Below are 21,223 nucleotides of genomic sequence, written 5' to 3' on the forward strand. Positions count from 1 at the left end.
CGTGAGGTGGTGAGCGCGTCCTGGCCCGTGCCGAGATCCTGGCCTGTCGCCCTGCGCTGGTGTGTCCGTGCTGAAAACCCTGACCTGCACGGACAGGGTTTTCAGCACGGACAGGGTCGCCAGGGCGCTTGAGCCGTCCTATCCCGGCGGTCACCTCTGCGCCGACCTGGAAGAGGGCAGACGGACCTGCGCGAGCGAACCGCGCTCTTCCGTACTGTCACCGCCGGAGGCGACACCCTCGTCGTCGACAACGCCCGCCAGGCAGCCGAAGTCCGCCCCGGCCACCGGTCTGCTCGTGGTCACCAGCCGCAGCGGCCTGCCGGAGCCGGCCATGGACGGCGTGGTGGCCACCCCCTCGAATCGCTCGACGAGCGAGCGGGGGTCGAGTTCGTACGCAGTTGGCGCGTCACGGACGCGGACGGCGCGGCCCGGGCGCTGGTCCGGATCTGCAGCGGCCTGCCGCCGTCGCTGCGCGCGGCCGGCGAATGGCTGGCGGGTTGCCAGGGGAAGGCTTCGTCGCGGTTGGGCCAGACGACCTGGAGGAACGGGAACGGCGGCTTGCGGTAGAAGCCGATCGCAGTGCCGAAGAACGCCTTGTACCAGCGATAGTCGACGGATTTGAGAACGACGGGGACGTTCGCGATGTCGTGCCTCTCCTGGTCGGCCTCCAGAGCTTGCCCCTCGGCAGCCCGCCGGGCGAGGTCGTTGAGAAGCGTCTGCATCCGCGAAATGTCCAGGCCGAACATCGCCAGCTCGGGTATCCGGTGCTGGTGCCACAGGCCGATGGTGTACGCCCAACCCGGCCCCAGGTCATCGGCGGGGATCATCATGACCTACCAGCCGTGTTGATGGATGGTGGCGACGGTCGACTGGGTGCGAGGGTCCAGTTCGTTGATGTCCTGGCAGACGACGCAGTGGCAGGCGGTGGGGCCGGTAGGCATGGCCGTGAGGTTACGGGGACGCGTTGGCTGCGGGCTCGGCGGGAGGAGACTTGGTCACTCCGAGAAAGAGCGCGGCCTGCAACGGCGGCGGCTGCCGAACCGACAATTTTTCCGATGACGGTCGTCACCGCTCGCGGGGGTGGAGGACCATGACGGCGCGCTCCTGCTCCGGACATTGGGAGGCGCGCGACGACAGTGGCCAGATCACGGTCTTCGTCGTCCTCCTCGCCGCCGCTGTGGTGATGTTCGCGGCTCTGGTGCTCGATGGAGGGCTCGCCCTGGCCGCCAAGGTCCGCGCCATCGGAGAGGCGCAGGAAGCCGCCCGCTCCGGTGCCCAGGCGATCGACCTCACCGCCTACCGGCAGGACGGGACTCTGCGCCTCGTCCCCGGCGAGGCGCGTCGCCGAGCACAGGCGTACCTCGCCTCCACCGGAGACACCGGCACCGTCGCCGTCACCGCGGACACCGTCACTGTGACGGTCACCGCGCACCAACGCACACAACTTCTCGGGCTGCTCGGCGTCGAGACGCTCAGCGTCACCGCGACGGGCAGTGCCCATCCCGTACGCGGCGTCGATACAGCCGAACCGTAAGCGGGTTCCCTCATGCCCCTACGCCGCGTGCCCCGTGACGCACACAGGCATCACCGCCGGAAGCGTCGGAGTGCCAAAGTCCTCCGCTCGGTGGGTGTGTTGCTCCGCGGCGCTCTGGCCGTCGGACTCTTGGCCGTCCTGACGGCCGGGATCCCCTGGGGACTGTGGCGCTACGTCGGCTGGCCGCTGCCGGACCACGTGCCCACTACGGAGGAGATCAGTACGGTCCTGACCGCCCCGATGAGCACGTCGCTTCTACTCAACATCCTGGCCTGTTTGCTGTGGATGACCTGGACGATCTTCGTGAGCGATGTCCTGCGCACGGCGATCGACGCCGTTCAAGGTGTGCCGTGGCCGGTCCACCGGCCGACGACGGCCGGGCCGCTTCACGCGCTGGCGGCGGCGCTGGTCAGCGCGGTGGTCCTGGCGCTGCTGCCGAGCCGGGATCCGCAGTGGTCCTTCGCCGCGCAACGGCATCCGGAGGCGACCGCTGCTGCTCCGCTTCGCACCGCGGTCGTCGACGACCGCACCACCAACGCCGGTGAACCTCCCGAAACCGGCCCGACCGCGGTCGTACGCGCGCCCCGCGACGGCATCCACGACAGCCTGTGGCGCATCGCCGAACGCCGCCTGGGGGACGGTGGCCGCTGGCCGGAGATCTACACCCTCAACCGTGGCCGACCCCAGGCCGACGGGCTCAGCCTGATCAACCCCAGCCTCATCCAACCGGGATGGGTCCTGCACCTTCCTGAAGCACAGCCTCCTCCAGACGACGATCACGGATCCGGTGACGAACCCCAGCCGCCGAACCCGCCTCCGCCTCCCGGAAGTTCGGCCGAGCCGCCCTGGTCCCCCTCCTCAGGACCGTCCATGGAGTCCGGCTCTCCGACGGCGAGCCCCGATATCCCGCAGCCGACAGCGCCCGCCCACCCCAGTGGACCCGGCGACGAACCCCACGGCGGAGGAGACCGCGGTCCCGGACCCGGCATCGAGCTGCCCGGCGGCGTATTCGTCGGGCTCGGCCTGGCCGCCGCGACGGCCGCCGCACTGCTCGTCGTACGCCGCCGCCGAAGGATCCGCTACCGGCCGGGCAGCGGCGAACGGAGCGACATCCACATCGCGCCCGTGGTACGCGCCCTGCGTGTCGCGCACGATCAGAGCTCGGTGGCGACAGCCGGGGATCAGGCCGTCCCAGTACAGGACCCCGACACGGGCTCGGGCGCGGCAGGCGGTCAGAGAGCGCGCGACCACGCCCATGCCCCGATGACTGCGGGAGCACCGGCGGAACGCGTCATCGGGGTGAAGGAAGGGCGGGCTCTGGCCCGGGACTTGGCCCGTAGCAGGGGACTCGGTCTCCTCGGCCCCGGCGTACTGGACGCGGTCCGCGCCTTGATGGTCGACCTCCTTTCCGAGCGGCACGGGGCGGTGAGGCGGTCCGAGGTCGAGCTGCTCATCCCCGCTTCCGATGTCCGACGCCTTCTGGGAGCGGACGACATCGATGGGGAAGGCCTCCACGGGCTTCGCGTCACGGCCGACTTGACGCAGGCCCTGCAGCTGATGGAGACCGAACTCCTTACCCGTACCCGCTCCTCCGAGGCCGGCGCAGGCACTGACGGAGAGCACGGGAGCGAGATGGTGCTCATCGCCACCCCCGTGCCGTCCGAGGAACGACGCCTGCAGGCGATCCTCGACAACGGCTCGGCACTCGGCATGGCCGGGATCCTGATCGGCCAATGGCGCCCGGGAGGCACCCTGCGTGTACGGCAGGACGGGGCCGTCGCGGCTACCAGCCCCTCCCATGCCGCGGCGTTCACCGGCGCCCGCCTGTTCACCCTGCCCGCCGACGACGCCCGGGCACTCCTCGACCTGCTCGCCGAGGCGGCCCCGAGCGAGCATGTGCCGCAAGCGGCCGACCCGTCCGACGTGGAACGACGAAGCACAGTGGGACCGCGCCCGCGACTGCGGAGGCCTCTCACGCCACCGAGTCGCCGTGAAGGCCCGCCGTCGGGCCAGGACCTTGACGACACCGCTCGCAAGGATCCGACCGCGGTCGCCCCCTCTGTAGGGGACTCGGCCACCGCGACGTCAGCCCGACGCCAGGAGCAGCGGACGCACGGCATCGAGCAGCCGACGCGTCCCCGCCGGGACGAGTACCGCGAACACGCCGTGCGGATCGCGGTACTCGGACGAACCCGCCTGACGTACTACCCAGCCGATGCACCCGAGCCATCCGAACCGACCGACCTCACCGACGCGTTGACGCCCAGACAGCGTGAGGTCCTGGCCTACCTCGCGCTGCACCGCGATGGAGCCCGGCGCGAAGCCCTGACCGCGACGATCTGGCCGGACGCCTCACGCGAACGCCCGTACAACAGCTTCCACGCCACCCTGAGCCAACTGCGCAGAACGCTGCGCAGGGCCACCCATGACGCGATCAGCGACATCACCCACCACCAAGACGCGCGCTACGCACTCGATACCCGGCGGGTGTACGTCGATCTGTGGGGCTTCCGAGAGGCGGTGAACGCGGCGAGAGCAGCCGCCGGAGACGAGGACGCTCGCCAGGGCGCACTGCAGCGGACCGTCGCCCTCTACGGCGGGGACTTCGCCCACGACGTCACGGCGGAGTGGGCGGAAGCACCCCGCGAGACCCTGCGCCGCGAATACCTGGACTCCCTCAGCGCCCTGGTCCGCACATTGGCCGCCACCAGCCCCCGTCAGACGCTCGGCCTATTGGAACGGGCCCGCGAGTTGGACCGCCACAACGAGGCCATCTACCGGGACATCGCCCGTATGCAAGCACGCCTGGGCCAGTACGACGCCGTCTCCCGCACGCTCGAACTGCTCAGACAGACCCTGGCGGAATTGGGCGCGTCGCCGAGCCGCAGGACGGTGGTCCTGTGCGCGGAGCTGCAGTCCGGGCAAGGGGGAGCCGACTCGGACGACCGCGGGCCGGGCTGAGTGGGTGGGGGTGGAACGGTCGAGGGCTGCGGTGTACTGCTCGGACCGTTGCCGGGTGCGGGCTTATCGTCAACGGCGGACGTCACGGAACAGCGTTACGGAAACGCCCTAGCCGAACGCTTCGCGAGTAACTCGAACACCCCTTGTTTTGAAGGGTAGTTGTGGGTGGCGGCCGAGTGCTTCGGGCGTCCCTGGTTCACGCTCTGCCCCGGCGTGTCGCGCCCGCGTCACGGTGGACGGTGACCGGGGTCGGCGCCCCTTTGACCGGTCACGTCGTGGTGGCTGGGCCGGAACCGGGCGAGGGCGGTGGTCATGAGCGACACTCCCACGCTCAACAAGGCTGTGCAGCCGCAGGGCAACACCGAGACTCGCTGAGCAGCTCAGGATGGCCAGTTCAAGTCCGGGAACGCGTCGCGCACCTGTGCCAGGAGGGTGGGGTAGGCACTGCCGTACGTGGCGGCGGCCGCATACAAGGCGTCGAGTGCGGCGCGCAGCGGATCCTCCTGCGCCGCGGCGAACAGTGCGGGCATCGCCATGGCCTGCTGCCACAGGTCGTCTTGAGGACCGTGCAGAGATTGCACGAAGGTGTGCGGAAGGTTTTTCTGGGCGAAGAACCACTCCCAGGCCCTCTTCTGGTCGTCGAAGGGGGCGCGCTGCTCCTCCCCGGCACGGAGCCTCCGCATGGCGCGGGCGAACTCATTGAACATATGGAGTTCGGCTTTGACGAGGGCCTGGCGAACGGCCCACTGGGCGATGGCTCGCTGAGTGGGCGGGTCGACGGTATCCACGGCGTCCATCAGGTCGCGGTCCAGGGGGATGAGGCCCAGTTTGCTGCCACCGACCTCGCGCAGCGTCGGGCTCGGCGCCCGCCCACCCCAATCGCCTGCTTCGGCTTGCCACTCCGCCTCGCGGACGATCTTTTCTTCCGCCTCACGGCGACGGCGCTCGGCCTCGATGCGTTCCACGGGCGGGCGTGGCAGGGTGCGCGCGTGGTCATGCCAGTACGCGGCGCTCTGCGTGGTCTGCCTGATCACGCGGTCAGCAGTGGGCTGTGCCGGCCAGAACTGCAGCAGGTAGTGATCGACCGGCGGGCCGCCCTCCAGCACGGAGAGCTCGTCGTCCAGCGTCACGTCCATGCCTCGTCCGCAGTAGCGAACCCGGTAGTCGGCGACGGGCAGATCGAGCGAGCAGATCGGGCTATCGCTCCATGGCACGACGGCGGTCTCCGTGGAGCGGGGACGGAAGGAGACCTCGACGATCTCCTCCCACTGCTCATCGAGCGGCGGTTCGACCTCGTGGACCTCCACGGTCAGGCCCACATGTCCGGTGTGCAGGCCCGTCGTCAGGAACAGGCGGCCTGGGTTCGCGGCACCGCACAGCCCGTTGCTCTGGCCGACGCGCGGATCGACGTGCTCCTCGTCAGCGAAGCCGAGGGGGCTTTCCACGTAGAACTGTCGATAACTGACGCTCATCGCACCGTCGTAGACCGTCCGCACAGCTCCCCCTTGGCCCAGCATCCGCTTGAGGGCAGTATGCAACCCAGTCACCCAGAGAGCTGTGGGGCGAGGGCGTCCGCGAGCTGTTCCAGGTGTCGGAGCTCAACCTCGCCCGCTGCATCAAGGACGGCACCGTCACCGATCAGGACAACGGGGAGTAGAGGGCGATGAGCGTGTTCGGCCAGGGCCTGGTACAGGCGGTGCAGCGGGCGTTCACGCGCCCGATCCCGAAGAACGCGGGCGGGCAGATGCGGTACGGCTGACCCTCGTAGTCGGTGTCGAGTCCCCTCACGGCATGCTGCCAGCAGTCCTCAGGGAGTCTCCCGGGGCCTGCTCAGCCGTGCTGCGAACATCGCATCACGGCTCCAGAACGATCGAGCCGCGCGGTGACCGCTACAACGTGGTTAAGGATCAAAACACGCACTGAGACACGGGGCGAACAGGTCGGTCACTTCCTGCCCTATCCGCCCAGCTCTCCTCGACGACGTTTCTGAACGCGAATAAGTAAATCCGGATGCGCCTCCGTCCACTCCGCAGCCGGTGCCACAACCGCCAGCAGTTCACGTGCGGTGGGCGCCAGTTGATAGGTCGCGGGGAAGGGGAAGTGGTCAGCGTGGTCGCACTCGATGAGTTCCGCTTCCGTGAGGCGGCTCAGGGTTCGGCACAGTGTGCTGTCCTGGAGGTGTCGGTGCGACCTGTTCGGCCAGTTGTTCACCGGGGTCTGCGCTCGGACCGCGCTGAGCAGCTCGCCGTAGCGCAAAGGACCGCTGTGGAGCGCGACGAGGACGTCCCAGTCCCACTCACCGTTCAGCAACTGCCGGAAGTCGTGGATCCGCTGGAGGTATCGCTCGTCGCGTGGCGTCAGCCGGCGAGCTCGAACGCGCCGTCGCCGTAAGGGGAGAGGAAGGTCGCGCGACCCTCTCCGGGATCCGGTGGTGCGGTGTCTTGAATGATCGTTGCTTTCGGGCACGGGCATCGCCCCCCGACAGTGAAGTCAATACGGACAGTCAGGCTATGGCTAGATGGTAGCGATTGCAAAGCATTCAACCGGCGTCGATAGTGCTGGGCAGACTTGGCGCGAAGTTGAGGGAAGGACCTCCGATAGGAGAAGCGCCCGCTTCGGCAGTCCTCGGATGACGTGCCCGGGTGGCGAATGAGATCCGTTAGCTTTGGCTGCTCCTTCGGAGGTGCTTAGCGGGTGCTGCCGCGCGGGGTGTTCTACCTGATCGCGACGATGCTCGTCGCCGCCATCAGCCTGCGCGTCGCCGAACGCGACACCCCAGCGAGTTCTTCGGCGTCGCCGCCTCCGGCGCGAGAGTGGGGCAGGAGTCGGCTGGGGTGTACTTACGGGCGATGGAGACATCGGCCGTTACCGCGGCTGGCAGATCGTCGTCTTACGCGACAGGCCGGGCGTGAACCGGAGCCCGTGGTCCTCTTTCGACTCCTGCCTGGGTGATCGGGAGACGAAGTCGACTAGGCCGGACCCGAAGCTGAGTTGGTCTTGGTCGACGGCAACAACGTCACTGCCGATCGTGTCGGCCATGGCGGAGCCCGTCGCGTGTTTGCCGCGTGTCCGGTCGTACAGGTCCGGATTCGTCACCCTTGCTTCAAATGCCGGGTGAGGTGCTGGAGGTTGTCCCAAGTGTGTGGGTCGGTGCCGTTGCCGAGCGGGTAGTGGACGGCGGGTTCGGCCGCGGGGCCGAGTTGGAGGGGTGTGAGGTTGGTGGGTGGGCGGAGGGCGTGGGCGAGGCCGAGTTCTCCGACCGCTTCGGAGCCGAGCGTGAACGAGATGGGGATGGGCGGGGTTTCGAAGTGCGGGGGGATGGTCAGGTCGCGGCGGGCGGCCCGGAGTGAGGTGAGCATGGTGGTGAGGCCGTGCCTGGTGGCCAGGGTCTTGGCGAGGGGCTCGATGATGTCGAGGGGTGGGGTCTCACCTGTGCCGTAGCCGAGGGTGAGGGTGATGTCCTCCTCGATTCCGGCGGGGGTACGGGTGATGCGGAAGGTGGCGAGGGCGGGGCGGTCGGGGTGGCCGACGGCGGTCAGCCAGGTGGGCTGGGGTGCGCGGCTGCGGGCGAGGTCGGTCAACTGGCGGGTGTTCCAGGGAAGGTTGATCGGTTCGGCGGTGCTCCAGCCGGCGGGTGGGGTGTCGGTGAGGAGCTGCCAGGCGGTTTCCAGGGTGCGGCCGAGGACCAGGTCTTCGCCGGCGGGGTGCCGGGTGCGCAGGGAGACGATGAGCTGGCGTTCGCCTGTGTCGGCCGACGGAGCGAAGGCTTGGGCGAGGGAGGTTGCGCCGTTCTCGTCGCGGAGAGGGGTGAAGGTGCCGCCCTGCCAGTGGAGTCGGGCGCCGGACAGGCCGTCGTAGTAGCCGTGGTCCGGGTCTTGGACGACCCAGCGGTTGGGGTGGCCGTGCAGGGCGGTGCGGGTGGGCAGGGTCAGGCGGGTGGTGGGTGGGGTGACGATCTGCAGGGCGCGGTCGCTGGTGGTAGCGGTGCGCAGGGCGTCGGTGAGCCAGCTGGTCATGGCGACGAGGGGGCGGTCCTGGATGACCACGGCGGTCGTGGTGGTGAGGACGTCGACCGCCGGGGCGGATGCGGTGGGGACGGGGACCGCGGTGACGTCGGTGGTGAGGGGGACGACGTCGGTGGAGGCGGCTTCCCGGGGCCAGACCGTGCCGTCCAGGACGGTGGCGAGGCGTCCGGCGAAGGAGCCCGCCAGTCGGCCGGCCTCGGCGACGGCGGTGGAGGCGCGGGCCTCGGTCCACCAGACCGGGCTGTCCGGGAGGCCGGTGTCGGTGCCGAGGAGGCGGGCGGTCTCGCCGGGGACCTGGACGAGGATGGGGGCCTCGACGGAGACGAGTGGGCGGCCGTCGGGGGCGCAGAGCTGGATGACCGCGCCGTCGGCCAGGGTGTTCACGCCGAGGTCGGGCCCGCCCGCGTAGAGGCCCGCGAGGAGGGTGCGCAGGTCCGGCATCTTCGGGGTGAGGGCGATGACGTCCTTGGTCACTGCTGCGCGGCCTCTTTGTCTGCTTCGTCTGTGAGGGCGGTCTGGACGAGTTGGTGGTGGCGGCCGCGGCGGACGAGAGTGCCTCGGCCGGGTGGCTGGGCGGAGGCGTACAGGCCGGGGAAGAGCTGGCCCTCGGTGCGGTCGCCCGTCATGACCAGGGCGGCGGTGCCGGTCTCCCGCAGCGTCGTCAGCAGCGGTTCGTACAGGGCGCGGGAGGATCCGGCGACGCGGCGGGTGATGACGAAGTGCAGGCCGATGTCCTGGGCGGAGGAGACGTACGGCAGGAAGGGGGCCAGGGGTTGCTGGCCGGCGGTGGTGAGGATGTCGTAGTCGTCGACCAGGATCACGATCCGTGGTCCGGTGAAGACCGGCTCCGTACTCAGGGTGTCGGGGTCGGCCGTCTCCGGCAGGCGTTTCTCCAGCTCGGTGGTGATTCCGGTGGCCAGTGCGGCGGCCAGTTTCGCGTTGTGGGCGTAGCCGCCGCGGTACGCCTCGGGGACGACGCCGCGCAGGCCGCGGCGCGGGTCGAAGACGCCGAAGACCAACTCCTGGTCCGAGTAGCGCTCGATGAGCTGACCGGCGATGAGCCCCAGCAGATTGGTCTTGCCGCATTCGTTGTCGCCCAGGATCAGCAGGTGCTGGTCGCTCCCGAACAGGTCCAGCAGGGCGGGAGCGAGCGCGTCCTGGTCCACGCCGATCGGGATCCGGCCGGGCTCGGCGGCCGGGGAGGGGAGTTTCGCCGCGGGGAGTCGGGTGGGCAGGACCCGGACCGGGGCGGCGACGTCGCCGTGCCAGCCGGCGCGGATGGTGCGGGCGGTCCGTTCGAGGGCGGGTGTGAGGTCGCCGGTCTCGGGGCGGTTGTCGATACGGGGCAGGGCGACCTGCGCGAAGAGTTTGCCGTCGGTCAGGATCCGGCCCGGGGTGTCCGGGGAGAGGGTTTCGGACAACTTGCGGTCGATGCCGGAGTCGGCCGGGTCGTTGAGCCGCAGTTCGACGCGGGTGCCGAACATGGACTGGGTGGCGATGCGGACGTCGTTCCAGCGCAGCATCCCGGCGACGACGTGGATGCCGTAGCCGCCGCCGCGCTTGAGCAGATCGGTCACCGCGTCGTCGAGGTCGGCGAACTCGTCGCGCAGCGCGCCGAACCCGTCGATGAGCAGTACCACGTCGGTGGAGCCGAGCTGCGGCAGTCGGCCCTTGCCGCGCAGGTGGCGCAGTTGGTCGACGGAGTCGATGCCGTACTCGCGGAAGAGCTCCTCGCGTCGGCCGAGCATGGTGCGGACCTCGGCGACGGTGCGGGCGGCGCGTTCGTGGTCGGCGCGGCCCGCGATGCCGCCGACGTGCGGCAGCCCGGTCAGGGCGCTCAGGCCGCCGCCGACCAGGTCCAGGCCGTAGACGGCGACGTCTTCGGGGGTGTGGGTGAGGGCCAGGGAGAGGGCGAGGGTGCGCAGCAGGGTGGTCTTGCCGGACTGCGGGCCGCCGATCACGGCCGTATGGCCGCCCGCGACGGTCAGGTCCAGGAGCCAGGGCTGCTGCCGTTGCTGGGCCGGGTCGTCCAGGGTGCCCAGGGGGATGCGCATCGGGCCGTCGCGGTGGGCGAGTCGCAGGCCTTCGGTGTCGGCGTGGAGAGGTCCGGCCGCGGTGTCGAGGGTGACGGCGTCCGGCAGCGGCGGCAGCCAGATCCGGCGTACCGGCGGTGCGGCGGTGGCGAGTTGGTCGACCATCACCGACATCACGGTCGGCCCCGTCTCACGCTTGGCGACGGCGGGTTCCTCCGCGGTCTCCGCCGGAGCCGCGTCGAGCGTGTTGAAGGTCGGGTACGGCCAGGCGAGCGGCTGGTCGTCCTGGGCGTCCCGCAGGGCCGGGCCGCGGTAGGCACCGGAGACGTAACCGGCCTTGAAGCGCTCGTACGTGGAGGTGTCGACCTTCAGGTAGCCGAAGCCCGGCAGCGGTGGCAGGTGGAAGGCGTCGGTGGTGTCCAGCACGGTGCGTGACTCGTCGGCGGAGAAGGTGCGCAGGCCGAGCCGGTAGGAGAGGTAGGTGTCCAGGCCCTTGAGCTTGCCGCTTTCGATGCGCTGGCTGGACAGCAGCAGATGGACGCCGATGGAGCGGCCGATGCGGCCGATGGACAGGAACAGGTCGATGAAGTCCGGCTTGGCGGTGAGGAGTTCACCGAACTCGTCGATGACGACGAACAGGTGGGGGAGCGGTTCCAGGTCCGGGCGTTCGGTGGCGCGCAGGGCGGCGTAGTGGCCGATGTCGGCGACGTTTCCGGCGTCCTTGAGGACCTGCTGACGGCGCTTGACCTCACCGGCGAGGCTGGTGTGGACGCGTTCGACCAGTCCGGCCTGGTTCTCCAGGTTGGTGATCACCCCGGCCACGTGCGGGAGTTCGGCGAACGGGGCGAAGGTGGCGCCGCCCTTGTAGTCGACCAGCACCAGGGCCAGGTCCTCGGGGGAGTGGGTGGCGGCCAGCGCGAGGACGAGGGTGCGCAGCAGCTCGCTCTTGCCGGAGCCGGTGGCACCCACGCACAGGCCGTGCGGACCCATGCCGAGCTCGGCGGACTCCTTCAGGTCCAACAGCACCGGCTCGTGCCGGTCCGTCAGTCCGATGGGTACCCGCAGGAAGCCCCGTTCCCCGCGCGGAGCCCACAGCCGGGCCATATCCAGGGCGGCCGGGTCCTCGATGCCCAGCAGCGCGGGGAAGTCGACGGGTCCGGTCACCGGGGCGCCCTCGGCGGCCGATTCGGCAGAGAGCCGCAGCGGTGCCAGCATCCGGGCCAGCCCCTCCGCGCCGGCGATGCTCACGGCGTCCGAACTGCCGTGGGCCAGGGGGCCTTCGGGCGTGCGCAGGTCCTCGACGGTGACCTGGTCGCCGTCGACGGTGATACGGACGCTGACCTGGTCCGGCTCGTGCACCTGCCGTTCCAGCAGGTGCAGCACGGTGACCCCCATGTCGGAAAGGCCAATAACCGTGTCCGGACGGGGCAGTTCGATGGCCGTGCCGCCGTACTCGTCGCTGACGACGAGGAGCCGGTCGGTCATGCGCAGTGCGTCCCTGCCGGCCAGGCCCCGGCGGACTTCCGCGGTGTAGGAGGCGCGGCGTCGCAGGTCCTGGCGTAGTAGCCGGCCCAGCTGGGGCAGGCTCGGCGCGATCCGGCGTGCGGCCACCGGCCCGTCCTGCTCGGCCGGATCGAGCACGTGGGGCAGCCACTTGGCCCACGCCCATTCGTCGAGCCTCTCGCCGGGCACGGCGAGGGCGACGGCGACGTCGTCCGGCGCGTGGGTGACCGCGGCCTGGACGAGCAGTGCCCGGGCGACGCGCAGCACGCCCTCGCGGTCGCCGACGACGCTGACGTTCCCGGCCCGGTCCAACGGCACGGTCAGCGGGGAGTCCGTCGCGGTGGTGAACCGGCGCTGCAGGGCGCGGGCCTCGTTGAGCATGAAGGGGTCCGGCGGGGTCAGTACACCGCCGGTGTTCTGCTCGATCACCAGCTCCTGCACGGGTACGTCGCCGACTCCCACGCGCACGCGCAGGAAGTCCGCGTCCGGGCGGCGCCGTTCCCACAGCCGGGCCGGATCGCGCACCAGGTCGTACAGGGCCTCCGGCGGCGGACTGAGCAGCCGTGCCCGCCGACGGCGCTCACGTTCACCGGCGCCGAACTCCTCGCGCAGTTCCTCCAGGTATTCCAGGTAGCGCTCGCGCTGGGTGCGGCGGGTGCGCTGGGCCTTGCCCCGCTGGGAGAGGAACAGGGCCACGGCGCCGAGGAGCGCGAAGACGAGCACGACGGCGCCGATGACGGCGAACTGGCTGTTGCGGATGACGGTCATCATCACGACCGAGCCCATCACGCCGGCCATCGGCAGCAGCGAGGTGGCCGCACTGCCGATCTTGCCTTCGGGCAGGTTGGGCGGTGCCTCGATGGTGCGCGGTTCGGCGGCGGCGAGCGGGCGGGTGGAGCGGGCGGGCCGGTGGATCAGCTGCTGGGTCATCGCACTCGTACCGCCCGCTGCATCGCCTCGGCCGCCAGCCGGACGGCGGCGTCGCGGGTGGCCTGGCCGAGCATGGCGGTGTGGATGGGGCCTCCTTGGGCCAGATGGCGGTCGTAGGGGAGCAGGATGACGGGCACCCCGGTCTCGCGCAGATGCGCGCTCGCCGTCTTCGCGTCGAGGGTGGTGTCGGGGGAGTGGGAGGTCAGCGCGACCACGGTGGTGGACAGCGCGGAGTGCGGCAGCTGTGCCAGCCAGTCCAGGACGGTGCGGGTGCCGTTCACGCCCTCCGCGGTCATCGGGGCGACCACCAGCCGGGCGTGCGCGGTGTCCATCGCGGTACGCGCCACCTCGCCGGGCAGCGTCTCGCAGTCCACCACCGTCACCGCGAAGTAGCGGCGCAACGCCAGCGTGACTGTGCGGTACGTGCGCATGTCCAACGGCGCCCCGACCCGCCCCTGGCTCGCGGGCAGCAGCCAGCCGCCGTCCACCACCGGCACCAGATAGCCGGTGACGTCGGTCAACTGCATGTCAGGGCTGAGGATGTGGGCGAGATCCCCGCACGACCAGCGCACCGACTCCGCGCCCATCCGCACCGGCAGTGTGCCCAGCGCGGCATCGGCCTCCAGGGTGAGCACCGGGTCGTGCCGGTAGTGGTTGAACGTCCGGCCGAGCAGCGCGGAGACGGTGGTCTTGCCCACGCCGCCCCGGATGGAGGTGACGGCGATGACGCGTCCGGTGGTGACCGGCTGCTGCAACTCCTGGGCCAGCCGCGTCTGATCGGCGACCTCCTGCCCGGCGGACGCGGTGAGTTTGCGCAGCGCCCGCCCGGTGCGAGCGGCCGCCGAGTCGCCGTGCTGCGGGCTGCCCAGGGCCACCGCGAGCCGCGGGTCCACGGTGGGCACGGACTCGGGCGTCGGCATGGGCAGACGCGGATCCCGTACGCCCCTGGGCACGGGCTGGGCGCCGGTGGACGACTTCTGCGCCGAGCCGTGCTGCGCCACGGGCGGTTCGGAGCGTACGAGCCGCAGCGCCGCGATGGAGTCCGCCGCAGGCATGGGACTCCCGTCCGCCGCGGGTGCGAGGTTCTCGTCCAACTCCCGCAGCACGTCGCGCTGCCAGTCCCCGTCCCCTCCCTGAGCCATATCCGCGGCCCTACGCGAAGGTGCCGAGCAGTCGCCCGTACACGCCGAACACCCCGACGAGCAGCGGAAGCAGGGCGATGACGCCCACCGACTCGAGTACATCCCCCACGCGCCGCAGCCGGACCCGCACATGCTCGGCCGGCTCCACCGCCAGCACCGCCAACGGCAACAGGGCCAGCACACCGAGCACGGCCAGCGGCCCCGCGGCACCCGCATCGTCCAGCCACACCACGATCAGCCGCACGATGACGACGGCCGAGGCCGCCAGCAGCGCCACAACCTCGGCGATCAGGGGATACGCCCGGGCCCGCAGGGCGAGCACCAGCGCGGTGACGACTGCGAGCGGCACGGTCCATTCCGACGGCGATCGCAGCACTAGCACTCCGGCCGCGGCCCCCGAGGCGGCCAGCACGACCGTGGCCAGGGCCAGTCCGCGATGCGTGGCCGTCAATGCCGTGGAGACCTGATAACGGCTGACCGACGCACCACCGGTGCGCCGGTCGTCCAGCCTGGACAGCCCGGACGCCATCAAGGCCAGCCGCGGCAGCACGCCCAGCACCACGACCGAGGCGATCGCGATGAGCGCGCCCACCCGACTCTGCTCGACCGCGAGGGCCGCACTCTGCTGCAGACCGGCCGCCATCTCCCACAGGGCGACGCATCCACCGGCCGTCGCGGCACCGATCAACGCGCCACGCCCCAAGGGGGAAAACCACCCCAGAAGCAGCAGCACCAGCACCACGACCGCCGCCACACCCGCCAGCCGCACCGCGGCCGACCAGGCATGGGCATCCGCTGCCGTCCACATCCCGAGCACACCCAACGCCCCGGCCGTGACCATCAACGTAGTGGCCAGGCCGCGCCGTCGCGCCCGACCGAACAGCACACCGGCGAGCACCGAGACCGCGGCGGCGGCCAGCAGCCCGGACGCCACCGCCGAGAGTTTGAACTCGCCCCGGGCCAGCACCCCGGCCACCAGCGCCCAACCGACCGTCGCCAACCCGGCGACGACGCGCCGGGCCGCGGGCCGCCACCGCCAAACCTGCAGGTCCAGAGCATCGGCAGCCTCGTCGGTGACGTCATGCACCACGGGCGCGGAGGGCGCATCCTCCACCCGCACCAGCCGCAACACCGCACCGTCCGGCACCCCGGCCGACTCCAGCGAACTGTCGTGAGCGAGCGCCGAACCGTCCGCGGTCACCAGATGCCGCAACTCGGGCCGAGCGGCCACCCGGTCGCCCAACAGCCGCATCACTTCCGGCAGAAGGAGACCGATCGGCTCCTGAGAGGGAAGGACGAGATCGACCCGCCGCTGCTCACCGACCAGAGTGACCCGGCTCAGCACCGTACGGCTCACAGACCCCGCAGCTATCACGCGTTCGAACCTATCATCGAGCTGAAGACGTCACGGAAGGTGACGAAGAGGGCTGCACCGGAGAGCTGGACCCGTACGGACTCTGCCCGATCAACCGGTTGGAAATGAACGACCAGCCCACGCACCCGGCACACAGAACGGCCGCGATCACCACTCCCGTGAACACCTTCCCCAGTCGCTCATCCAGCGCTCGCCGCTGCCGCTGGGCGCCGAACAACAGGGCATCCCGCAACCGTCGGCGCCTAACCGACACCGACTCCAGCAACTGGCTGTCGTAATCCTGCGCTGCCACGGTTGCCTGTCATCCACCCTTCGCTACCCGGCTGTCATGATCGGAGCCTGCCGGGCCGGTTATGCGTTCCCTTTTGTGACCTCTTCGATGAATGCGACAGCTTCTGTTTCACTGATCTCCGCGTGATCGACCTCGTTGTGTCCCAGCTGGTAGAGCCGCAGGTACTCGGTCGGTTCCCAGCGCAGGTTTCTGGTGAATGCCTCGTCATGTGCCACGCCGTCCACCATGCGGCGTCGGACGATTCCCTGAGGATTGCTGCGCGAGTAACCCTCGCTGAACTTGGCGTAGTAAGTGATGTCCTCGGAGCGCGGGTTGAGAACACGTACCTTCGCTCCGCGGCTGTTCAGCCACCGTTCGAGTTCCAGTCCGTTGATCTCGCGCCGTGCGCCTGCCCGGTCGATGACCGTGGGGCCGAACAGCGTGCCTGACAGCCCCTGTACGACCGTGTGCTCGTCGAGCACTGCCTTCAAGGATGTCTCGCGCACCGAGGCGTCGGTGAGATCGGCGCCCTCCAGCCTGACGTCGATCAAGGAAGCGCCATGGAACTTCGCCGCCCGGAAGCGAGCCGACCGCGCATCGACCGCCCAGAGCTGGGTGCTTCCCAGATCCGCCTCGTCCAAGGTGGCGTCCCGAAGAGAGGCCTCATCGAGTTCGACCTTGACCAGCGACGCGCCGGAGAGATCGGCCCCGTCGAGCACGGCGCCTTCCAGATGCGCTCGGTAGAGGTCGGTGCCGACGAGTTTGGCGCCTCGGAGGACGGTTTGCGTCAGGAGTGCCATGGCGAGGTCCGCACCGGACAGGTCGACCTGGGACAGGTCGAGTGCCGAGACGTCCAGAAGCGAGTCGGCCTGCTCGACCCACTCCCGTAGAGCAGCGGCGGCCTCCGCATCGGGCGGCATCCTCCGGACGATGCGGTTCACGTCACGGATACCAGACAACTCGATCACTCCACCCGTGCTGCTCGACGATCGACCTGACGTCGTCGATCGCCGCTTGGTCGGCATTGCGCATGTCGAGGATAACTATGCGCCCCTTGGTGACAATCTGATCCTCCAGCTTGAGCACCCAACCCTGGTTGTTCGCCGGGTTGTAGGCCCCCTTGAACGGCAGCGACTTGTCGCGGACGTTGTTGAACGGGGGCCAGTCCGAGTGCACTCCCTTGATGTCGTAGAACTCTCCGGTGCCCGGCGAATAGAGGTCGCCCTGATTGGCGCCGGGGGGTCGCTGGATGTCGGTGGGGACTGTCCCGTTTTCGCGCAGATCCAGTGCAACGCGGGCTTCGTCCATTTCCGACGGCTTCACCTTCCCCTTGTGATCAGGGTCCTGCTTCAGCTGGTCGAAGTCGTCGCTGTACTGCCGCGCAAGATCATTCAGGTGTGCGTCATGAGATGTGCGCTGCGCTGGGGTGAGTTCCGGCGGCGGCCCGTTCCCGTGCACAGACTCGTCACCCTGCCGGCCCAGGTCGACGTCGGGAGCATCGGTGGATCCTGTGCCATGCAGATCACGGTCGAGCCGGATCCCGTCAGCTCCACGCGGAACCGGAACCTGGTCGAACAAATCGTTCTGTGCGGCCTGAATCGCGGCGAATTCATCGCTGGAGATGCCGGGAAGGCGCCCCTTCTCGTAGAGGACGTGGGTGTCCATCTTGGCGACAAAGCTCTCCGGGGTGTGGAACTGCACCTCGAAGATCTGGCCAGTCGCAGGGTCCCGCCACGTGGAATTGATTCCCTTGTATCCCGAGCCCTCCCAGGTGTTCTTGAACGTGACATTCTCGAACCCCCGGCCACGCAGTTCGTCGACCGCCTGCTGCACGCCGTGCGCGTAGTCCCTGGCAGGAATCTCGACCGTGTAGCGAAGGGAATCCCTGATGTTGGCCAGAGCGCGCTCAGGCGTCAGTCGGGCGTCCTCGAGCAGGGCCGTGGCCACCTTGCGCTTGAGGGAGTCCTCCCCCTTCATGCGGTACTCGAGACCGTTTAGCTTCCCGTGCTCTACATGGCCGGCGGCGGCTTGAATGGCCTCCGTGATGCGCGGCTCGGTCGCCGAGGCCCGGTCCATGAACTGGCCGGTGGCAGCGTTCTCCTCCGGACTGAGTCCCAGTCCCTGAGGTCCTTCCCAGGAGCCGTCCGGGAGGTTGCCCCGAGGCTCCATGGGGCCGTCGGGCAGACGAGAACCTCCGCCGCCGATCGGTGGGCCTCCAGCGTCGCCGCCACCACCCGCCGGCACGGAGGTGTCAGAGCGCGCCGCGCCTGTCCCGTCAGGGATGTCGCGACTGTGCCCTGACGATGTCTCACCAGCGCCTGCGGCTCCGTGACTTGACTGCGGGGACGCACCGTCGCCGGCGTGAGCGGTGGCTTCAGGAGGGCGGGCCCCCGCACCCACACCAGCGAGTTCCCTCTGCTCGGGTGTCGGGTGCTGAACGGCGCGTACGTCGGCAGGCGGCTCTTGGCGCGGGGTGTCGCCGATGGCCCGGCCCGCGTCGTCGACTCGGATGAACTCGCCGTTCTCGATACGGACCTTGGAACCGTCGGAGAGTTCCAGCACGCTGTGCGGGGCGCGCAGGTCCGGGATGCTGTTCAAGCCGCGGAGGTTGGCGGTGACCTCGGCGATCCTGGGGAGGGCGTGGGTGACCTTGGCGGCGGCGCTGATCGGGTCGATGATCTCGCCGACCTTGGCCGCCGTGGCGGCGGCGCGGGCGCCGGCGCCCGCCTTGCCCGCGGAGGCGATCTTCAGGGGGCCGACGCCCAGGGTCAGGCCGTTGAAGACGACGGTGGCTGCGGCGCGGGCCGGGTTCTCCTGCCACATGTCCCAGGCGACGAAGGACTTGCCGAACTCCTTCGCGTACACCTTGCTTTCCTGGGCGAAGTCACTTGCCAGGAAGCCGGTGGGCTTCTGTCCGCCGGACTCCATGAGGTACGTTTCCGCGCCGACGATCGCGCGGGTCAGACCCTCCCAGGCATCTCCGGCGGCGTCGCCGCCGTGCACGCCGGTCAGGGTGGCGAGACCGTCGATGGTGCCCCAGACGTTGTCGACGATCAGCCCGTCCCACACGAAGCTCTTGGCGTAGTAGCCGAGATCCTTGGGGTCCCACCAGTTGTGCGACTTGCTCACCGGCGTGCCCCAGGGCAGTTCCTTCGCCTGCTGCAGCACCTCGGCGCTGTAGCCGTACAGCTCCGCACCGCGTGGGAGGAACTGCTTGTCGCCGGTGTTCATGACGTACTGGGTGCCGCCGACCAGCGTCGTGATCTTGTTGTTGCAGGCGATCTCGGCGGCGGTGAACGCGGCCTGCGCGGCGGCCACGTCGTTCATCAAGGCCTGATGTTCGTCGACCTTGTCCTGGTCGTCCGTCCATTTTTCGTCGAACGCGCCGCTGTCGGTCTTCAGGCCCGCCACGAAGGTGGCCGCCTCCGCCTGCAGCCGCTTGAGCCGCGCGACGATCGGTGTGACCTCGACGGCGTACGTGGTCAGCGCGTCGGCGACTGTGGCGACCTTGTCGGCGAAGCCGTCGGCCCTGTCGCGCACAGGCTCCGTGGAGGCGAACAGATCGTCCGCCTCGGGTGCCTGGTAGAACGCCGACAGCCCCTGGAACCGGGTGTGGGCGGCGGCACCTGCCTGGCGGATGCCGTCGGCGTCGATACGCAGTGCGGAGGTGTGCTGCTCCAACTGCCCCAGATCGCCGGTGAACTGCGGGATGTCCTCCGGCTTGATCACAGCAGGCCTCGCGTCCAGCCCGCCGGCATGTCCGGCTCCACCACCGCGGCCGCCCGCTGCTGCAACAGGGCCGCCATCTCCAGGTCACCGGTCTGGTACGCCGTGGTGGCCTCCACCGCGCCGGTGAGCGACTTGCTCATCCGTACGCCGATGAACTGCAGCTCGCTCGCGGTGCCCTCGACGAACTCGGCCAGTGCCGCGGCCACCAGCCCGGTCTGGCCCTTGCCGTCTCCGCTCGCCCCGCCCGGAGCGAGGGTGCCGGCCGAGGTGGCCGCGCCCTCCAGATCACCGGAGTATGCCTGGACGATCTCGTCCAGCACTCCCATCACGTCTCCCACGTGGGAGACCACGACCCCGACCCCGGACGGAGTGATGTCCCAACTCGTCACGAACAGCCCCCTGTGCCCCGTGTCCCCGTACGCCGAGCCGTCCGCCCGTGGTCCGGCACTTCACATACCTGCGGTCGGTCCGGTCAGCCGATGTTGTCGACCGCGGCTCGCGCCTTGGCGAGCGTTGACTGCGCCGTCCCGTCGTTCTGCTCCAGCGTGGTGCGGACGAGACGGATGATGTCGCGCACCTCGTTGGCGGCCGTGTTCCAGCGGGCCTCCTTGCCGTGGTACTCGTCCGACACCCCGTCGGCCTGGTAGTCGGCCATCGCGGCCTTCACCGCGCGGTCCCGGTCACCGAGCACCCGCTCCAGGTTCCCGATCACGGTCTGGAGGCTGCCCTGCACCTCGGTCGAGGCGCCGACGTCGTAGGAACGGCGGTCCTGGTTCTGCCCCATCGCGAAAATCCCCCTCGTGCTCGTTGCGTGTCAGCGTGCGCCGAACCGGGCGGCGTCGAAGTTGGCCAGACCCATGTTCTGGTTGGCGTTGTCACCCTGCTCCAGATCACCGGTGCCGAAGGCCTCGTCCATGCCCGCCTGGCCGCCCAGGATCGCGCTCAACGAGCCGTTCAGCGCCGCGGTGATCTCATCGGCGCGCAGCTTGAACGAGTCGAACGCGGCCTTGCCCGTGCCGTTGAACTTGCCCTCCAGAGGCTCCGCCGCCTGGATCAGCCAAGCGATCAGCGTGCCAAGGTCGTCGCTGGAGCCGACCGTGTTCTTGCCGAGGTCGGACAGGGTCGTAGACCCCATGTCGAACTTCATGCACCCACCCCCGTAAGTGTGTTGTACGCCGCAGTCGTTCGACCGCCACGCCGCTCTCGTGCGTCACACACGTCTCACAGTGCGTCAAACATCATCTCCCACGAGTCGTCGCGAGAGCAACGCAGTTGGGTACGAAGTGGCGTGATCCAGCTCATGGTCGTGCAGGTCGACATGCCAGGCAGTCCTTGCTGATAGGCCTCGTCCGGGGCGGAGTGGAGGTGCGTCTGTCCACCCCCGAAGGGCTGTCCCTGTGCGGAAGTTGCCGTTCAGAGATCTCGTGGGAGCGCGATGCTCCGCCGGCACCTGCCGACAGCCCGCGCCTGGGCCCGGGCGTCATCTGACTCCTGAAGTGCGCAGATCGGGCTGTCCGAGACATGTGCTGCGTGACCCCAGGCGCTTCAGGTACGGAGCCGCCCTATGTTCTTGTCGGCCTGTACTTCCGGGCCTGCCCCGGCCCTCACCACGTTGGACGTGGTGTCCTGTTCGAGTCCGGTGGAGGTGGGCGGCGTGACATGGTCCCGGCTGCCCGAGGAACCGCCCCGGTAGACCGCCGTGAAGGCGAGCGCGACCATG

The 21,223-nt window shown here is 69.7% G+C and carries 16 protein-coding genes and 1 pseudogene; 3 read left to right on the forward strand and 14 right to left on the reverse strand.

Features of this window, described 5'->3' with window-relative positions; translation table 11 throughout:
* Positions 1 to 150: 150 nt before the first annotated feature.
* Complete coding sequence (locus AB0I18_RS38235; RefSeq protein ID WP_363110317.1) at positions 151 to 303, reverse strand: hypothetical protein; 153 nt, start codon at positions 301 to 303, stop codon at positions 151 to 153.
* On the reverse strand, positions 300 to 830 hold the full coding sequence (locus tag AB0I18_RS38240) for a DUF4262 domain-containing protein (protein WP_363110318.1): 531 nt from the start codon (positions 828 to 830) through the stop codon (positions 300 to 302). Before AB0I18_RS38240 ends, AB0I18_RS38235 begins: the two co-directional genes overlap by 4 nt.
* 260 nt (positions 831 to 1,090) lie before the next feature.
* Here AB0I18_RS38240 and AB0I18_RS38245 point away from each other — a divergent pair, with 260 nt between their 5' ends.
* Positions 1,091 to 1,534: a hypothetical protein gene (locus AB0I18_RS38245; RefSeq protein ID WP_363110319.1), complete on the forward strand. Its 444-nt coding sequence runs from the start codon at positions 1,091 to 1,093 to the stop codon at positions 1,532 to 1,534.
* 90 nt (positions 1,535 to 1,624) lie between these two features.
* Complete coding sequence (locus AB0I18_RS38250; RefSeq protein ID WP_363110320.1) at positions 1,625 to 4,495, forward strand: hypothetical protein; 2,871 nt, start codon at positions 1,625 to 1,627, stop codon at positions 4,493 to 4,495.
* A gap of 380 nt (positions 4,496 to 4,875) precedes the next feature.
* Here the strand turns inward: AB0I18_RS38250 and AB0I18_RS38255 are convergent, their stop codons facing one another.
* Entirely contained in the window at positions 4,876 to 5,991 is a 1,116-nt protein-coding gene (locus AB0I18_RS38255; protein WP_363110321.1) for a hypothetical protein, read from the reverse strand.
* Between the two features lie 167 nt (positions 5,992 to 6,158).
* Here AB0I18_RS38255 and AB0I18_RS38260 point away from each other — a divergent pair.
* A pseudogene (locus tag AB0I18_RS38260) lies at positions 6,159 to 6,248 on the forward strand (XRE family transcriptional regulator); the annotation flags it as partial.
* 203 nt (positions 6,249 to 6,451) lie between these two features.
* On the opposite strand, the gene AB0I18_RS38265 reads toward AB0I18_RS38260, so the two are convergent.
* The 11 genes from AB0I18_RS38265 to AB0I18_RS38315 form a co-directional block, all read right to left on the reverse strand.
* Positions 6,452 to 6,967: a winged helix-turn-helix transcriptional regulator gene (locus AB0I18_RS38265; protein WP_363110322.1), complete on the reverse strand. Its 516-nt coding sequence runs from the start codon at positions 6,965 to 6,967 to the stop codon at positions 6,452 to 6,454.
* A 620-nt stretch (positions 6,968 to 7,587) separates the two neighbouring features.
* Positions 7,588 to 8,994: a DUF6177 family protein gene (locus AB0I18_RS38270; protein ID WP_363110323.1), complete on the reverse strand. Its 1,407-nt coding sequence runs from the start codon at positions 8,992 to 8,994 to the stop codon at positions 7,588 to 7,590.
* Positions 8,991 to 12,986 carry a type VII secretion protein EccCa gene (gene eccCa / locus AB0I18_RS38275; protein ID WP_363110324.1) on the reverse strand — a complete coding sequence of 1,332 codons (3,996 nt, stop codon included), beginning with the start codon at positions 12,984 to 12,986 and terminating at the stop codon, positions 8,991 to 8,993. Before eccCa ends, AB0I18_RS38270 begins: the two co-directional genes overlap by 4 nt.
* Complete coding sequence (locus AB0I18_RS38280) at positions 12,983 to 14,128, reverse strand: hypothetical protein (protein WP_363110325.1); 1,146 nt, start codon at positions 14,126 to 14,128, stop codon at positions 12,983 to 12,985. The genes eccCa and AB0I18_RS38280 overlap by 4 nt, the downstream gene beginning before the upstream one ends.
* Positions 14,129 to 14,138: 10 nt before the next feature.
* Positions 14,139 to 15,503 (reverse strand): type VII secretion integral membrane protein EccD, encoded by a 1,365-nt coding sequence (eccD, locus tag AB0I18_RS38285; RefSeq protein ID WP_363110326.1) that lies wholly within the window; start codon positions 15,501 to 15,503, stop codon positions 14,139 to 14,141.
* Between the two features lie 13 nt (positions 15,504 to 15,516).
* A complete protein-coding gene (locus AB0I18_RS38290; protein ID WP_363110327.1) occupies positions 15,517 to 15,795 on the reverse strand; it encodes a hypothetical protein in 279 nt (92 codons plus the stop codon).
* Between the two features lie 59 nt (positions 15,796 to 15,854).
* The gene (locus AB0I18_RS38295; RefSeq protein WP_363110328.1) at positions 15,855 to 16,715 is read right to left on the reverse strand and encodes a pentapeptide repeat-containing protein; all 861 of its coding nucleotides are present in this window, start codon (positions 16,713 to 16,715) and stop codon (positions 15,855 to 15,857) included.
* Position 16,716: 1 nt separating this feature from the next.
* Positions 16,717 to 19,503 carry a hypothetical protein gene (locus AB0I18_RS38300; protein WP_363110329.1) on the reverse strand — a complete coding sequence of 929 codons (2,787 nt, stop codon included), beginning with the start codon at positions 19,501 to 19,503 and terminating at the stop codon, positions 16,717 to 16,719.
* Positions 19,500 to 19,892, reverse strand: coding sequence for a DUF6507 family protein (locus AB0I18_RS38305; RefSeq protein ID WP_363110330.1), 393 nt, complete (start codon positions 19,890 to 19,892; stop codon positions 19,500 to 19,502). Before AB0I18_RS38305 ends, AB0I18_RS38300 begins: the two co-directional genes overlap by 4 nt.
* 83 nt (positions 19,893 to 19,975) lie before the next feature.
* The gene (locus AB0I18_RS38310; RefSeq protein ID WP_363110331.1) at positions 19,976 to 20,287 is read right to left on the reverse strand and encodes a pore-forming ESAT-6 family protein; all 312 of its coding nucleotides are present in this window, start codon (positions 20,285 to 20,287) and stop codon (positions 19,976 to 19,978) included.
* Between the two features lie 30 nt (positions 20,288 to 20,317).
* Positions 20,318 to 20,650 (reverse strand): hypothetical protein, encoded by a 333-nt coding sequence (locus AB0I18_RS38315; RefSeq protein ID WP_363110332.1) that lies wholly within the window; start codon positions 20,648 to 20,650, stop codon positions 20,318 to 20,320.
* Between the last annotated feature and the right edge of the window lie 573 nt (positions 20,651 to 21,223).

The organism is Streptomyces sp. NPDC050704 (genome assembly GCF_040654355.1).
In the GTDB taxonomy this organism is placed as follows: domain Bacteria; phylum Actinomycetota; class Actinomycetes; order Streptomycetales; family Streptomycetaceae; genus Streptomyces.

What these genes read in the sequence shown, in the direction of transcription:
- AB0I18_RS38280 (WP_363110325.1), bottom strand. Translation starts at nt 14,128, where the DNA reads ATGGCTCAGGGAGGGGACGGGGACTGGCAGCGCGACGTGCTGCGGGAG.
- AB0I18_RS38315 (WP_363110332.1), bottom strand. Translation starts at nt 20,650, where the DNA reads ATGAAGTTCGACATGGGGTCTACGACCCTGTCCGACCTCGGCAAGAAC.
- eccCa (WP_363110324.1), bottom strand. Translation starts at nt 12,986, where the DNA reads ATGACCCAGCAGCTGATCCACCGGCCCGCCCGCTCCACCCGCCCGCTC.
- AB0I18_RS38245 (WP_363110319.1), top strand. Translation starts at nt 1,091, where the DNA reads ATGACGGCGCGCTCCTGCTCCGGACATTGGGAGGCGCGCGACGACAGT.
- AB0I18_RS38240 (WP_363110318.1), bottom strand. Translation starts at nt 830, where the DNA reads ATGATGATCCCCGCCGATGACCTGGGGCCGGGTTGGGCGTACACCATC.
- AB0I18_RS38310 (WP_363110331.1), bottom strand. Translation starts at nt 20,287, where the DNA reads ATGGGGCAGAACCAGGACCGCCGTTCCTACGACGTCGGCGCCTCGACC.
- AB0I18_RS38265 (WP_363110322.1), bottom strand. Translation starts at nt 6,967, where the DNA reads ATGCCCGTGCCCGAAAGCAACGATCATTCAAGACACCGCACCACCGGA.